Consider the following 15358-nt stretch of genomic DNA (forward strand, 5'->3'; position numbering starts at 1 on the left):
GTGAGAGTTGATCCATAAAAAAGCACCTCCTGTTAGAAACTTGAAATGTGATTTCTAACAGGGGCGCCGCATTTTTGTTAAGGGTATGTCAATTGACAAAATACACAAATCCACTACTTAAATTTGTGCACTATGTATAGAAAGTGTGCCAAAAATCTTATTTTGACCACCTTGGTACCAGGTACCATAAACCTACGTAATACTGAGTCGCTTCAGACAGGTGCTTAAAGCCAAACTCTCTGTAAATCTCGGCAGAATTCTCTCTGACAACCTTATAGGAAAGCTTCGGGAACTTGCGTCCCCTCGATGCTGTCATATGGTCTCAGCTGACTCCCAGGCATAAGCTTTATATCGCACGTGTATAAGATGCCCAGCACACAGAAAGAACGCTCCTACACACGAAAGGTGTGTCGGAGCGTCCCTCGCGAACGGGTCTTGAATTGTGCTGCTGTCAGTGGTTCATTTGTCTTGCAAACTTCCTGGTAACCGATCTGGGGGCGATCCTGGCACCGAATCCCATCAGCTTAGTGAATGTTCCCTGGTAATGAAGGACTTTTCCCTTTTCCATGGCCCGGATGCCTTCTCCCGCCACAGCAGCCGCGCTGGCCGCTTTTCGGAACATAACGGATCCGCCTTTCATAGAAGCCGCTTTCTCAAACCCGGTGGCAGTAGGACCGGGACAGATGGCTGTGACGGTCACTCCGCTTCCTTTTACTTCTTCGGCGACCGCTTCCGAAAAGCTGCGGACAAATGCCTTGGAGGCATAATACACGGACATGTCCGGCCCAGCAGAGAAGGCGGCAACTGATGACAGGTTCAGGATCTTTCCGTACCCCTGTCTCATCATGGGTTTCAGGAAACAATGCGTCAGCTGCATCAAGGCTACAATGTTGACCTGGATCATCTCGTACTGTTTCTGCCAGTCCCTATCCGCAAAGCTTCCGGAGTCCCCGAATCCCGCATTGTTAATCAGGATATCGACCGGGAGCTTATGCTCCAGAGTATAATCGAAAACATCCAATGCCGCGTCCTTCACGGAAAGATCTGCTGCACAGACATGAACCTTCACGCCGAATTCAGACTCCAGCTCATTCTTGATGGCATACAGTTTTCCTTCATTCCTTGCCACCAGGACCAGATCATATTTCTTTGATGCGCAGATCCGGGCAAACTCAAGGCCCAGCCCGCCGGATGCTCCCGTGATCAAGGCTGTGTGCTGTCTTTTCATTTATCAATATCACTCCTCGTATACATAATCCTGGCATCAGCCATCCGCCTCAGAATCCGGTCCTTTTTTAAGAGGGAAGGCAGGACCTCGATACACTCCGCAGAAGCTTCCCATACGGAAAAAGATCCGATAGTAGAAATGACCACTGTCGGGATCTCCCTGATCTGTGACGCAGATACAAGCCCGACCAGGATAAAGAGAATCCCAATAATCATCATACGTGCTGCCCGGATATTGCACTTTAACATATCCCGTTTGTTCCGGTCCTGCAATTTCCGGAGCAATCTGTCATAGGATTCACGGAAACGTCCGTCAGGCTGCTGCTCAGTGTCAGACCTGATGGGTCAAAGGCAGAATACAGCTCTTCCTCTTCTCTGATATGAATCGGGATTAAAAATTCTCTCATCTGCTGCCGTTCCTTGTTTATGATGTTCTCTTACAGCTCGATCACATGCGGCGCTATATCCGGATCGTGATTGGCCAGGGATTCTATGCAGTCCGGATCCAGGCTCTGTTCACGGATCCAGGCAAGGGACTGTTTCTGCAGCTTCTTGTCCGCCGCAATACCTGAAGTAATCTGCTCCTCCCAGCTCTTTCTGGCATAACCGCCGTCGGAGAAGAGCAGGACAAACTTGCCATCCTCGTTCCTGATCTTGACCGCGTACAGACCGTCCGCATGACCGGGGATATTGATCAGTTCGATGGATCCGTCTCCCAGAAGGTCGTAGGACTTGCCCACAGGTCCCTGGGTATCGTTCCAGTCAAAGGCTGTGAGCGGGATATCCTCCCACCAGCCCTTGTAATAGCGGACCCGGTTGGTTGCTTTTGAGGCAAACTTTAACTCGTCTGCAGCGACCATGAACTTCTTTGCGCCCTTCACCTGCTTCAAGCCGTTGGCATGGTCGCAGTCCAGATGGGTAAGAAGTACTGCATCCAGGTCGGAATCCCTGATGCCAAGCTTTAGGAGCTGTTCGTCAATGCACTCTCCCAGGCCGATCCGGCCCTGATTCACTTCATAGAGGATGACGCTGCCAAGAGACTTGACCTGTGCCCTCTTATCAAATTCCCCGTCCGGACTCATTTCCCTTGCCCAGCCGGTATCTACCAGAAAACGTCCCTTTGGATGCTCAATAAGATAGGCAGAGACCGGAAGCCACAGCCTGTCCTCTTTCTTCCCGAATATACCGGAAGCCTTGATGGCATTGCTTTTGTCCCCTCCAAAGGGAAGATCCGGCGCCACGCACACCTCGCCGGTGTGAAATACATGAATTTTGATGTCAGCCATGAAAAAGCCCTCCTTATGTGAAAATCGACCGGCTTCCTTTCTGCCGTTTCTTTCATCATAGGAGGGTTCTGAACTTAGGAACACTACACAAAACGGAATAGTGTCCGGTTTTGTGTACGGTTTTGTGCCCGGTTTTGTGTCTGGTTTTGCGTTCGGTTTTGCGTCTGGTTTTGCGTCCGGATTTGTATCTGGTTTTACGCGGATGTCGTCAGGGAATCCAGCACCTTCATGATAAGGGGCTTGATTTCCTTGGGACGCACAGCTTCCGGATGCTCCATCCAATAGGTATAGGCACTGATCATAGATGAGGCAAGAATCTCCGCAATCGGATCACGGTTTCTGGAATACTTCATCCCCGGATAGCGCCGGAAGAAGTTCGCGATGATCGCGTCCTTCCACTTGCGGATAAATCGGTGGTTGGGCTGCCTTACCAGGAAGAGGTAAATATCAGACCAGTTATCCCGGATATACTGCTCCGTCTCATCCATAAATACTGTAAAGTCCATGTCAGCCATGTCCCCGCCCGATACCTTCTCTGAAACGGCAATGAGGCCCCGGATCAGTCCATCCTCGATTTCACATCTGACCTCATCCGTATTGTTGAAATAAGAATAAAATGTCGTACGGGCAACCGGCGTGGAGGCACAAAGTGCCTTCACTGTGATGGCCTGAAAATCTTTCCCGGCATACTCCTTCATAAACTGTACCTTGATTGCGCTTCTGGAATCCATTCTGACTGATCTGCTTTCGTTGTTCTATTTATCCTCACCCTGCATTTACTGAAATGCCCTCGATAAAATCATAGCACATTCAGACCAGTGCGACGTAAGCGGAAACTTTTCCAATGAAAGTCTTCTGTGAATTACAGACTTTCGTGCATATGATGAATATCCGTCAGGGGAAACTCATCAAACCTGTGATGTCCCCAGTCCTTAATGGCCGTTCCGGGAACAGTGTTTTCAGGAATGCACAGATCCCGCGAAAGTCCGAAAGTCCATGAAAAATGTGCAGCGTGATCGTCCTGTCATCATAGTCAGCATAAAGCTGCAGCCCCTCTGTCTCCTTCGTGCCCATCCGCCGGAATCTCCTTGATGACCTTTGCCGGTACGCCGCCGACAAGACAGTTTGCAGGGACATCTTCCGTCACGACAGACCCCGCTGCAACCACTGCGTTTTCACCAATCGTCACGCCGGTAAGGATTGTGGCATTTGCGCCAATCCAGACTCTGTCCCTGATTACGATCGGGTGACTCTGAAAATGTCTTGTCACTCTGCGCTCAGCGTCCAGAGGGTGCGTCGCCGCACTGATCACAACACCGGGAGCGATAAAAACATCTTTGCCAAGTGTCACATAATTCGTATCCAGGATGGTCACATTGCAATTTATTATCGTCCCGTCTCCAATCGAAATATGACGGCCATAGTCACAGGCAAAATTGCTTTTGATCGTCACTCGCTCGCCCATATTTTTAAAAAAGGATTTGAGGAATCGGTCTCTTTCGGGATCACGGGGCGGTTTTGAGTTTATTAAAATGAGTCCCTTACTGCACATATAAGCCATTTCCGTGAGTTCCTGATCCGGATAATACTCTTCTTCTTCCAGCATTTTTTCGTAGTTAGATTTCTCGAACATATTAACCTCCTTCCTGAATGCCAATAGATTTTCCCTTGCTGAAATCCGGCAGTGGATCCAGCCATGCAGCGTTGATGATATGCGGAATCGATGTGCAGGCTCTGTCCGCAGTCCCGGATCGGAGTAATAGTATTTTACGGGCGTCTTGATGTACTTCCTTCCCTTTACATCGTACCGTTCGGCTTTCCGGATCAGAAATGCTTCCATGAAAAAGCCGATGTATTTGTCAATGGTATCCGGTGCGATCTTGATCTGTCGTTCACTGGCAAAGGTTTTTGAACCGGCTTAGGGATTCAATAGTTTTTTTATCCAATCATCGAGCGGCCGCCTTCTACTCGACTCCCTGCTTTTTCCTTTTCTTTTCATTTTCCCCTACACATATTCCTGTAACAGCCAACCGGGCAGTTGATTTTCATTCAATCTTCCGATTCTCATTTTGCACACTATAGCTTGCTTTTGTATTCGTTTAGTGTTACACTCAAGACAAATCATAATGAAAGGAGTGATCGTATGGCACTTGCAACATTAACAGCCCGTGTGGATGAATCGGATAAAAGCGCTTTCGATTCCTTCTGCAATTCCGTTGGACTCACTACGTCTGCCGCCATTAATATATATGTAAAAGCGGTTCTTCGTGAGCGGCGTATCCCGTTTGACATCAAACAGGAAGATCCTTTCTACAGTGCTTCCAATCAGGCATACATCATGAAATCTGTAGCGGAATTGAAAGCCGGTAAAGGTACCGTCCATGAACTGATCGAGGTCGGCGATGAGTGAAAAAATCTGGTCGGATGATGCATGGGATGACTACCTGTACTGGCAGACGCAGGATAAGAAGACAATCAAACGCATCAACCTGCTCATCAAAGACATCGAACGCAATGGGCCGCTTGACGGCATCGGTGAGCCAGAAGCATTAAAAGGCAGCCTGCAGGGTGAATTCAGCCGAAGAATCAATGAGAAAGACCGTCTGGTCTATCACATCGAAGGCGACCGGATCTATATCGCAGCATGCCGTGGCCACTATGATGACAAATAATCGTTTGGGGCTGTTGCCAGTAACCGCTTGTCAAGGACTTTTTTGCATTTGCTCAAAAAAAGGGCTTGCTAAAATTGCAAGCCCTGATAAAACATATATTGTATTATCGTATTCTATTTTCCTTTTGATACTTATTTCATAGGCTGGCTGCCATTTTTCTGATTTCTTCCAGAACTGACTCTTTCACGTCTCCCGCGCAGGTGAACATCCCCATATTCTCAAGGCCGAGGTAACCCAGAAAATCTCCCTCATAGGAAAACTTCGCACCTTCATACATTTCCGGATCTCCGGAACTTAAAAACATGGCTGTCTTTGTGAGTGACACAGGCGCTGTCGGATACAGCGCGGAATAGAAACGGTCGATCGTACACTTAAGCTGACCGCTGATTCCATGATAATAAATGGGAGAAGCCAGGATAAGCATGTCTGTATCCCGCAGATATCCGTATACTTCCTGCATGTCATCCTTCTGGACACATTGCCCTTGGCCTTTTCCGTGGCAGTATTCACAGGCGAGACATCCTTTGATGTTCTTCCGGCACACATTCACGATATTTACTATATGTCCGGCTTTTTCAGCACTCTCCCGGAACGCAGCAACCATTTTTACGGTATTGCCCTGAGGGCGGGGACTGCCGTTTAAAACGAGTATATTCATTTCGTGTTTCTCCTTGTCAATACCAGTCGTGTTTCTCGCCCCGATCCAAAAAACTGATCGCCGCCATTTCCTCATCCGTCAATTCAAAGCCGAACAGATCGAGATTTTCTTTGATGTGCTCAGGATCGGAAGAGCCGGGAATCACCACGATGCCCCGCTGCAGATCCCACCGGAGGATCACCTGGGCAGATGATACACCGTGGGCTTCCGCGATGGACCTAATCGTCTCATCGCCAAGAAGCTCCGCCGTATGGCCCCGGCCCCCTAAGGGGTACCAGCACTGGACCACGATGCCCTTTTCCTGGATAAACGGGACAACATCCTGCTCCTGATAATACGGATGGATCTCGTTCTGCACCAGAGCCGGCATGATCGTGACCTGTGGAAGAAACTCCGTCAGTTCATCCACATACCAGTTGGAAAGGCCCAGGGACCGGATCTTTCCCTGCTCCACATAGGTCTCCATCGCTTTATAGGCTTTCACATCGTCCGTTCCGGGATGGTGGAGTAGCATCATGTCGATGTAGCCGATATCCAGCTTTTCCAGCGCCGTATCAATTGCAGCTTCCGGATCAATAAACTGACTTGGATATATCTTTGTGATCACGAAGATTTCTTCCCGGGGAATGCCGTACTCCTCCATGGCCTGGCGGACGCCCTCCCCGACGGCCTCCTCATTGTGATACATATAGGCCGTATCGATGAGCCTGCCGCCGTTTTTGAGCAGCGTTTTCACCGAATTCACGCAAGTATCGTGATGCAGTGCATATGTGCCGAGTCCCATGATCGGCATAGCATAGCCGCTGTTCAGAAGGACCGTATGATTCTCAAAGTCAAATCCTCCGACAGGTTTCACGGATCCCGTGCCTTCCTTCAGGGAGAAGATCACTGTCGGATCTCCGTTACCCATCGTGGCGCGGATCTCCTCCGGAGACATCCCCTGTACTTTGCCGAGGCGGGTGAAACTCCAGGTATTCTTATCATAGTAGATCGTGATCTGGTTTCCCTGATAAAGGATCACATCTCCCGGCTCCGTCGTGATGCGCTCATCATTCGTCGGAAGCTCCGTTCCCAGCGGACCGACTTTCTCAAATCCGCCGTAATCGTGCATGTCAATCGTGATATCTCCGTCCTGCAGCAGCTCCATAAATGCCTCTGCCGACGAATTGCTTTCCGGTCTGATCGTAAGGATGCTGTTCCCGATGTGTGCGTAGATCATAGTTTCTTCATCCGTGATATGTTCTGAGTTGGTCATCTGTCCGGAAGAATCTTTTGCCGGAGCTGTTTCCGGATCCGACTGATGGATTTCCGCTGAGCTTTTGCTGTTTTCCTCTTCCCTGGTCTCCGGAACATCCTGCTCTATATCGGATTCCTTTCCCCCAGTCCGGGAAGGATTCGCCGCCTGACAGGCGGAAACGCAGACCAGGAGCAGTATGAGTGTCAGAATAACGGATATAATCTTTTTCCTGTTCATGGTCTGCCTTGTATCCTTCTTATTTCAGATATTCCGTAAAGAAGCTCTCCAGCTTATCAAAGGGGATCGCATCCTTTCCGCCGCCGTCATAGAGATCGGTGTGAGAAGCACCCGGAATGATCAGAAGTTCTTTATTGTCCGTATACTTACTGTCTCTTACCATATCTGCATATGCATCCTTTCCGAAGTAACAGGAGTGTGCCGCATCTCCGTGCATCACAAGCACTGCGGAGCGGATCTCATTGGTGTATTTCAGGATCGGCTGGTTTATGAAGGACTCGCAGCCGATGACATTCCAGCCGCCGTTGGAGTTGAGAGACCGTGCATGATAGCCGCGTTCTGTCTTGTAATAATCATAGTAGTCCTTTACAAAATACGGAGCATCCTCCGGAAGCGGATCAATAACACCGCCGCCAAGGGCGTATTTCCCTTCCTTAAGATCTGCGAGTCTCTGGGCGCACATGGCCGCTCTCTTCTGGTAACGGGCTTCCTCGCTGTCTTCACTGTCAAAGTAGCCCTTGGCATTGACGCGGGTCATGTCGTACATGGTAGAAGCAACCGTTGCTTTAATGCGTGTGTCCAGTGCTGCTGTGTTGAGGGCCATACCACCCCAGCCGCAGATTCCGATAATGCCTATGCGCTCCGGATCGACCTTGTCACAAAGGGACAGGAAATCGACCGCTGCCATAAAGTCTTCGGTGTTGATGTCGGGAGAAGCCATGTAACGGACATTGCCGCCGCTCTCACCGGTGAAGGAAGGATCAAAGGCGACCGTGAGGAATCCTCTCTCTGCCATGGTCTGCGCATAAAGTCCGCTGCACTGTTCCTTGACAGCGCCGAAGGGTCCGCAGACTGCGATGGCAGCAAGCTTCGTTTGCTGGAGCTTTCCCTCCGCATTTTTCGGCACATACATATCCGCCGCCAGGGTAATGCCGTAGCGGTTCACAAACGTCACTTTGCAGTGATCTACCTTGCCGCTCTTCGGGAAGGTCTTGTCCCAGTCCTGCGTCAGTGTGAGCTCTTCCATCTTCATCATGATCCTTGTCCTCGCTTTCTTCATTTCAATTTTTACTTCATCTTTTTTTCCTGATTCCGGATCAGGAAATCCATGTGGTCTACTTTTCTCTGGCTCTCATGCATCTGCTCCATGAGCTTGCAGCGCTGTACCTTCATCTGGTGCAGCATTTCCCGGTAGTTGCCGGTTTCGTAAAGGCTTCCAATCTGCTCCGCCGCCCCCATACTGCAGCCCGCATCCGAGAGCCCCTGTATCAGCTGTTCCTTTGTATCCATACCTGCAGGATCCTTTCTGAAATCTGTTTTTAACACACTGCCGGATACTTTTATTCCCTGCCGGCAAGGCTATCTTAACAGCTTGTAAAGCAACGTGCTAATAGTTATAATTCATATCATGATATTCTATTTAGGAATGTCTTGATATAAACACAGGGAAAGGAGCATTTCTGATGGAGATCCGGACTTTGCGTTATTTTCTTGCGGTCGCCAGAGAGGAAAACATGACCAGAGCGGCTGAGATCCTGCACGTCACACAGCCGACTCTTTCCAAGGCATTGAAATCCCTGGAGGGTGAGCTTGGAAAAAAGCTGTTTATCCGTCATAGTTTCAGCATCCGGCTGACAGAGGAAGGAGTACTGCTCCGGAACCGGGCGGAGGACCTCATCAGCATGGCAGATAAAATAGAGCAGGAATTTATTTCCCTCGATGACATTAACGGTGGAGAACTGTATCTGGGCCTTGCGGAGTCTTATCAGATCCGTTATCTGGCCCGTGTGATCAGGGATTTTAAGACCCGTTACCCAAACCTGCATTACCACATCACCAGCGGCGATACCGAGCAGATTGCGGACAAGCTGGATAAGGGACTTTTGGATTTCCTGGTGTTGGCGGAGCTTCCGGACAGCCGGAAATATGAGTATCTGGCATTTCCCGAAAAGGATGTATGGGGGCTGGTGATCCCGGAAGGGAACCCGCTGTCAGAAAAGGATGTGATCCGCATGGAAGACCTGAAAGGGCTGCCTCTGTTCTGCTCTGAGCAGGCCTGGAACGGAGACATAAAAAAGTGGGCAGGGAGTTTTTTTTCGAAAATGAGGCTGGAGGGATCTTTCCGGCTTTCCTACAATGGATCCATCTTCGTGCGGGAAGGTCTCGGATATCTGCTGACATTCCGGGATCTGATCGATACTTCCAAAGAAAGCGGACTTGTATTCCGCCCTTTGGAACCGGCGCTTGAGACCATGCTCTATATTGCCTGGAACCGCTATCAGGCCTTTACACCGATCGCGGAGCGTTTTCTGCAGCAGCTAAGAGAATCCTTCGTGAGCGCTGAATAACAGGTACTATCCGTCATATCCACCGGGCCTTACCAGAAGGGTGCCCGACTCATCAGGGACTGTACCTTTTGGATCAGTTACTACGAATGAAACCGGATAAGATGAACTTTCGCACTGCATCAAATTTGGCTTGACGTACCCCCTTGTTTTTCCGGAACCAGATCCGCCAATGAAGATGACATCTACTGCACGCCCACATAAGACTGAAGAAGCACCCTCGCTTCTTCGCTATAACAACTTCTCCTGACTTCAAATAAAACCTCACCACAACATAAAAAGGACACCTTCTAATTTCTTAGAAAGTGTCCTTGCGAAACATCTGATTGGATCTGATGGCAGCAAATCTGCCCTTATCGGACCGTATTTGTTGTCAAATTTGTTCTCAAACTGCTTTCAAAATGACGTTGAAGCCCAAAAATCCGCGTAGTTATGTGGTTTTTTTCTTCATTGTTTTTCTTTGTCGCAAAGCATCACATGGCTGCATGCCGCAGAAACATTGTTGCAGAAACATTACTGCAGAAACATTACTGCAGAAACATTACCGCAGAAACTTTGTTGCAGAAACATTGCTGCAGAAAACATTGCTGCAGAAAACCGGGGTGAAACGTTTTTCACCGTATCCTAAGCCCCCGGAAGCGGCTGAGCATGGCACAGATCTCCTCCCGCCGGGGCAGTGCCAGTCCTGTTCTTGTATAGCTTCCTTCCGCGGCGGCTCCGGGCCCTTTTTCACTCATCAGATCCTCCAGGATGTCAGCGATCTCCCTCACCGTCCTTTTCCCGTCCATGAGATGCCGCCCCGCATACAGCAGGCACTGGGCGAGGGCCGCGCTCTGCTCCGGGTCAACGATCTGTTCTACATATCGGAGATCCACGGTGCTTCGGTCTATGGAAAAACCGTCCCTGCCCAGGGTCCTGGTCTTGATCCTGTCTGCCGCAAATGTCCGGTCGGGGAGCGGCACGCGGCGCGGGGAAAGGTTTGAAGACGGTAAAGACGGCCCGGCATCCGTGAGATCCGGAGTGCCCCGCCCGCGCAGTGATCCCGCCATCTCCTCCTGCGCGGCTTCCTTTGCCCTCTGTGTTATGTCGACCGGACGGTACTCATCCATCTGGAGGATGCAGTCCGCCGGGATGAACCACGCGCCGCTGGAACCGAGCGCGAGGATCGTGGAGATCCCGTGTTTCTCGAAAAGGAGACGGGCCCTGTCGATAAAGGGTGTGATGGGTTCCTTGTCAGGCGCAATCACCCTCTGCATAAGGGAATCTCTCACCATGAAATTGGTCGCGCTGGTGTCCTCATCAATGAGCAGCAGCCGGGCTCCCGCCTCCGCAGCCTCCACGACAGAGGCAGCCTGGGAGGTGCTGCCGCTGGCGTTTTCCGAAGAAAAACGCACTGTGTCCTTTCCACCGGGGAGGTTTGAAATAAACAGGCTGATATCGTCGCAGGCGATGCTCCTGCCGTCCTCCGCCCGGATCTTCATCGCGGACCTGTCCGTGATGACATATTCACGGCCGTCACCGGCAATGTGGTTATAGACGCCCCTCTCCAGGGCATGGAGGAGGGTGGATTTCCCGTGATAGCCCCCGCCCGCGATCAGCGTGATCCCGCGGCGGATTCCCATTCCGCTGATCCTGCCAGCGTGGGGCAGGTCCATCTCTGTCCGCATGCTTTCCGGTGAGGAAAAGGGAACCGCGCCCTTCATAGGCAGATCGCTGACTCCACTCGCGCGGGGAAGCACAGCCTTATCCGCCACAAAAGCACAGAGACCTCTTTTATCCAGTTCCTTCCGGATATAATCCTGGTCATCTGCCAGGTCGACAGCGGCCTTCAGGGCTTTCCGGTCAACGCTCCGGTTAAACAGGGCATTCCGTACGCAGGATGGGAGAAAATCGAACAGGATCTTATCCATTTCTCCGGCATTAATCGTCCTCCCGTTCGCCGGGAACCCGATCTCCATCCGGAAAGTCACATTTCCCGCACTGTCAATACTGCAGGCACTGCGCGGGATCACCTCCTGCCCGGGCCGGCTGACACTGATGAGGCCGCTCTTGCCGGATCCGCGTGCCTTTTTGCTGTATTTTTCTGTTTCTTTCCCAAAAAGACGCACCAGAAAGTCCTCCAGGGCTGTCTTTCTGTGGGCCGGGGACAGATAAGCAGGCGGAAAGGCCGCCCTGGCAGCTGACACACTGACGCTCACGGCGGAGGGCGCCGCAAAAGGGTCTCCCTGGACATGATCAATGTGCAGCAGATAATCCCCGAAGTCATAGGATCCGCGAAGTCCTTTGTAAGCGGGATAGCCCCTGTGGTCGATCGACCGCAGGAGCGCCCGCAGTTCTGACTGATTCTTCATGTTTTTTCCTGTCACAATATTATCTGGGGGGTTTACAGGTTCAGATTACAGGTTCAGATCACAGGTTCAGATCAGGAAGGAATCCTTGACCGCATTTTTCAGAGTCCACATACGGTTGAAGGTATCTCCCTGAACTTTGAAATAATGTTCCTCCTGGTCGGGGAAAATGCGCGAAGTAAAGACCGCGTCGCCGTCATTGACGAAAATCTCGATCGAGCTGCTGTCGACAAAAATGCGCAGGTGCGAAAGGCCGTTTTCAAGAGGCCTGGTCCGGCTCTCTCCCTCGGATTCGTTGAAAAGGATGTGCATTCCGCCGCGGTCTACGGTGATCTCTTTTTTCTCTTCGTCGTAAATGATCGAAAGACCTCCGCTCCCGTTTTTATCCGTGAACATGTCGATCCGCACATCTCCCCTGCGGCAGTCCAGCTCCACCTCTGCCGCGGCGGGCAGGGAAAAGCATCCGGCTTCATTTCTGGCCCCGGGGTCCGTCAGGTCGATCTTTTCATCGCGGAGCTTTTTGAGCTCGGGGAGAGGCTGCTGGATCAGGCGCCGGCCCCGGACAGTCAGTTCCCTGGGGAGGGTCAGGCAGCCCGCCCAGTCCTCGTCATCCGTGGGATAAGAGACGTCAGGAAGCCCCATCCAGGCGATGAGGATCGCCTTGTCAGCGTCCTGCAGGTTGTTGGCGCAGGCCGCCGCATAGGAATCAAAGCCGAAGTCGAGCACATGGAAGGCGCCGTCCGGCGTGAAGGTCAGGGTCTCCCAGTCCATGGTTCCGAGAATGTATCCATTGTGGTTCTGACTTCCGCCGCGGCCGGGAAGGGTCAGGTGCTGAGGGCACAGGAGCAGGACATCATGCCCGCCGATGTGCTCGATCGAAGGGCACTCCCACATATCCCCGAAGGCTTCGAAGCCGGGAACCTTGAGCTCTCCCGCGAAGGTCCAGCCGTGCTGGAGGTCCTCGGAGGAATAGACCAGGACACAGCCGCGTTTATCCAGAGTCTGCGCCCCGATGATCATGAAATATTTGTCCTGTCCGGGGACCCGGGTGATCTTGGGATCTCGCTGATGTTCCGTGTAGCCGGGATTGGCGCCGAACAGGGGCAGAGGGTATTTTTCCGGCCAGCCGTCATTGCCCAGGCGGGCCAGGCAGGTATAGGCGTGGCGCGTCCAGTCGGGGTCGCGGTGGTTACCGGTGTAATAAAGATAGATCTTGTCGCCTATGGGCATGGCCGACCCGGAGTAGACACCCTTGTTGTCATAGCCGTCCTCCTGATCGGGAAGCAGGCAGACGCCCAGATTATTCCAGGTCACCAGGTCTTTGGAGACGATGTGGTACCAGTGCTTGAGCCCGTGCACGGCGCCCCAGGGACACCACTGGTAGAACAGATGCCACCTGTTGTCATGCCAGACAAAACCGTTTGGATCGTTCATCAGTCCGGTCACCGCCTGAATATGGAAATGCTGGCGATAGACGGATTTCGAGATCCGTCCATACAGTTCCTCCAGCTCCTGCGGATCCTTCAGATAACGGTATTTTTCTTCCTTCGTCCATTCCCTCATCCCTTTTCCTCCCTTCGAAGAACAATTCAAGACGCCCTGTGCGGCTTTCCTGAAACGGTTTCTGCGGCATTTCCCGAATCATCTGAATCTGTTTTTATGTCATTATTCTTGAAGCTGTTTCCTTAAGTATTATATCATGTGCGGACAGAAGGTGAAACAGAGGAACCCGGTCCTGTTTTCAGCCTGTTTTCAGGTCGTTTTTGTATTGGAAACCACGAAAAAAGGCCTCGAATTTCGAGGTGGTCCGCACTGTACCACCCGCTCTTCTCCTCATCTTCTTTCCCCCATCAAAACTGCACATGCCGTCCTCTTCATGGTATAATGGTTACAATATTTCATGAATGTTGTTTTTACCATATGCATGCTCGTTTTTTACTTTATACAGATCAGGAGAATTCAATATGAGCCAGATCGCTGAACAGAAATGCCCTGCATGCGGGGCGCCGCTGCGGTTTGACCCGGCTTCCGGAAAGCTGGTGTGCGATTACTGCGGCACGACCACAGAGGTAAAGCCGGAGGGGCAAAAACCGATGAAAAAGCCCGGTGCCGCTTCCGGAAAGCCCGGTGCCGGCCCTGCTCAGGGCGGACATGCCGGACAGTCAGATACCGGCGCCGGTGCACCCCAGGGCAGTCAGAGCAGCCCGGGGCAGGGGCAGTCCGCAGGCAATACAGACAATAATATAGACAGCAGTACGGACAGTATTGAAGGTTTTGATTTTGCAAATATCACAGATTCGGTCACTGTTCCGGATGCCGGAAATCTGCCCGTGTATAACTGCGTCTCCTGCGGGGCTGAGGTCATCGCCCCTGCTGAGCAGGTCGCGCTCACCTGCCCCTACTGCGGCAATAATATCGTGCTGACGGACAAGGTCTCCGGAAAGCTGCGTCCGGACGGCGTGATTCCCTTCCGGATCCAGGCAAAGGACCTCCCGGACGCCGTCAACCACTTCTACAAAGACAAAAAACTCCTGCCCCGCCGCTTCTTCAGTGAGAGCACCATGGGCAGGGTCACCGGCGTCTACGTCCCCTTCTGGGTCTTTAACGGCAGAGTTTCAGGCACCTTTGAGTTTGACGCGCAGACGACCTCATCTGCCCGCCGCGGGGACTATATCATCACAAAGACCGACTACTACCATCTGGTGCGCGAAGCCGCAATGGATTTTGAGAACCTCCCTGTGGATGCCAGCACCAGAATTGAGGACCGCCTGATGGACTCCCTCGAGCCCTTTGACTCCCGGGAGACAAAGCCTTTTGACATGCGCTATCTCGCCGGCTTCACCGCTGACCGTTTCGACCAGAAAAAGGAAGACATCTCCGCGAGGGCAAAGCACCGGATGCAGACCAGCACAGTCTCCGCCGTGACCGCTCAGGCGGGGGCGGGCTACGGGTCCGTGACTCCGACCGACAGCAGCCTCCATGCTCAGCTGGACGCCAAATACATCCTGTTCCCGGTCTATATGTTTGACATTTCCCACGCCGGCAAGAACTATCACTTCGCAGTCAACGGACAGACTGGAAAGGTCGTGGGTGACCTGCCGACTGACAGCGGCGTGAGCTTTTTGTATTTCTTTAAGCGTTTTGCTCTCGTCAGCGGCGGCCTTCTGGCATACTCTGTCGGAAAATACCTGCTCGGGATGTGACGATCCTTTAAAACAGGCATTCATGACAGGCACTTATAATAATCGTACATAATAATCATTCATAATAGATAATCATTTTTAACAGATAATCATTTATAACAGGCACATAAAAACATTTTAAACATCTCAAGCGGAATCCGAATGA

15 protein-coding genes and 1 pseudogene are annotated in these 15358 nt (G+C 51.6%); 4 read left to right on the forward strand and 12 right to left on the reverse strand.

Translation table 11 applies throughout. The features are described from left to right. Positions 1-451: 451 nt before the first annotated feature. The 5 genes from BLT02_RS12490 to BLT02_RS18120 all read right to left on the reverse strand — a co-directional run bounded on the left by BLT02_RS12490 (position 452) and on the right by BLT02_RS18120 (position 4146). Entirely contained in the window at positions 452-1228 is a 777-nt protein-coding gene (locus tag BLT02_RS12490; protein ID WP_092996027.1) for an SDR family NAD(P)-dependent oxidoreductase, read from the reverse strand. Then, positions 1225-1446, reverse strand: a complete 222-nt coding sequence (locus tag BLT02_RS12495) for a hypothetical protein (RefSeq protein ID WP_139187601.1) — start codon at positions 1444-1446, stop codon at positions 1225-1227. The genes BLT02_RS12490 and BLT02_RS12495 overlap by 4 nt, the downstream gene beginning before the upstream one ends. Before the next feature lie 218 nt (positions 1447-1664). Beyond that, on the reverse strand, positions 1665-2513 hold the full coding sequence (locus BLT02_RS12500; protein ID WP_092996033.1) for an N-acyl homoserine lactonase family protein: 849 nt from the start codon (positions 2511-2513) through the stop codon (positions 1665-1667). A gap of 194 nt (positions 2514-2707) precedes the next feature. After that, positions 2708-3244 (reverse strand): hypothetical protein, encoded by a 537-nt coding sequence (locus BLT02_RS12505; RefSeq protein ID WP_092996036.1) that lies wholly within the window; start codon positions 3242-3244, stop codon positions 2708-2710. A gap of 302 nt (positions 3245-3546) precedes the next feature. Next, positions 3547-4146 (reverse strand): sugar O-acetyltransferase, encoded by a 600-nt coding sequence (locus tag BLT02_RS18120; protein WP_175453828.1) that lies wholly within the window; start codon positions 4144-4146, stop codon positions 3547-3549. A 510-nt stretch (positions 4147-4656) separates the two neighbouring features. On the opposite strand from BLT02_RS18120, the gene BLT02_RS12520 reads away from it, so the two are divergent. Both BLT02_RS12520 and BLT02_RS12525 read left to right on the forward strand, forming a co-directional pair. Continuing rightward, positions 4657-4923 carry a type II toxin-antitoxin system RelB/DinJ family antitoxin gene (locus tag BLT02_RS12520; RefSeq protein ID WP_092996045.1) on the forward strand — a complete coding sequence of 89 codons (267 nt, stop codon included), beginning with the start codon at positions 4657-4659 and terminating at the stop codon, positions 4921-4923. Then, positions 4916-5185 carry a Txe/YoeB family addiction module toxin gene (locus BLT02_RS12525; RefSeq protein ID WP_092996048.1) on the forward strand — a complete coding sequence of 90 codons (270 nt, stop codon included), beginning with the start codon at positions 4916-4918 and terminating at the stop codon, positions 5183-5185. The genes BLT02_RS12520 and BLT02_RS12525 overlap by 8 nt, the downstream gene beginning before the upstream one ends. Positions 5186-5321: 136 nt before the next feature. Here BLT02_RS12525 and BLT02_RS12530 read toward each other — a convergent pair whose 3' ends face one another. The 4 genes from BLT02_RS12530 to BLT02_RS12545 are packed head-to-tail and all read right to left on the reverse strand — an operon-like array spanning position 5322 to position 8607. Continuing rightward, complete coding sequence (locus tag BLT02_RS12530; RefSeq protein ID WP_092996051.1) at positions 5322-5843, reverse strand: flavodoxin family protein; 522 nt, start codon at positions 5841-5843, stop codon at positions 5322-5324. Positions 5844-5859: 16 nt separating this feature from the next. Further along, complete coding sequence (locus BLT02_RS17930) at positions 5860-7317, reverse strand: aldo/keto reductase (RefSeq protein ID WP_242869805.1); 1458 nt, start codon at positions 7315-7317, stop codon at positions 5860-5862. Positions 7318-7336: 19 nt separating this feature from the next. Beyond that, a complete protein-coding gene (locus tag BLT02_RS12540; protein ID WP_092996185.1) occupies positions 7337-8350 on the reverse strand; it encodes an alpha/beta hydrolase in 1014 nt (337 codons plus the stop codon). Between the two features lie 35 nt (positions 8351-8385). Continuing rightward, on the reverse strand, positions 8386-8607 hold the full coding sequence (locus BLT02_RS12545) for a hypothetical protein (RefSeq protein ID WP_139187603.1): 222 nt from the start codon (positions 8605-8607) through the stop codon (positions 8386-8388). Between the two features lie 173 nt (positions 8608-8780). Here BLT02_RS12545 and BLT02_RS12550 point away from each other — a divergent pair, with 173 nt between their 5' ends. Further along, positions 8781-9665, forward strand: a complete 885-nt coding sequence (locus BLT02_RS12550; protein WP_092996056.1) for a LysR family transcriptional regulator — start codon at positions 8781-8783, stop codon at positions 9663-9665. 21 nt (positions 9666-9686) lie between these two features. On the opposite strand, the pseudogene BLT02_RS16885 reads toward BLT02_RS12550, so the two are convergent. From BLT02_RS16885 to BLT02_RS12560, 3 genes and pseudogenes are all read right to left on the reverse strand, one after another. After that, a pseudogene (locus BLT02_RS16885) lies at positions 9687-9842 on the reverse strand (type IV secretory system conjugative DNA transfer family protein); the annotation flags it as partial. Positions 9843-10276: 434 nt separating this feature from the next. Further along, positions 10277-12013, reverse strand: coding sequence for an ABC-ATPase domain-containing protein (locus BLT02_RS12555; RefSeq protein ID WP_092996059.1), 1737 nt, complete (start codon positions 12011-12013; stop codon positions 10277-10279). A 66-nt stretch (positions 12014-12079) separates the two neighbouring features. Further along, entirely contained in the window at positions 12080-13573 is a 1494-nt protein-coding gene (locus tag BLT02_RS12560) for a glycoside hydrolase family 32 protein (RefSeq protein ID WP_092996062.1), read from the reverse strand. Between the two features lie 401 nt (positions 13574-13974). On the opposite strand from BLT02_RS12560, the gene BLT02_RS12565 reads away from it, so the two are divergent. Further along, the gene (locus BLT02_RS12565) at positions 13975-15213 is read left to right on the forward strand and encodes a TFIIB-type zinc ribbon-containing protein (RefSeq protein ID WP_092996066.1); all 1239 of its coding nucleotides are present in this window, start codon (positions 13975-13977) and stop codon (positions 15211-15213) included. Positions 15214-15358 lie beyond the last annotated feature (145 nt).

Origin of the sequence: Sarcina sp. DSM 11001 (assembly GCF_900101015.1) — a bacterium.
GTDB lineage: Bacteria > Bacillota > Clostridia > Lachnospirales > Lachnospiraceae > CAG-791.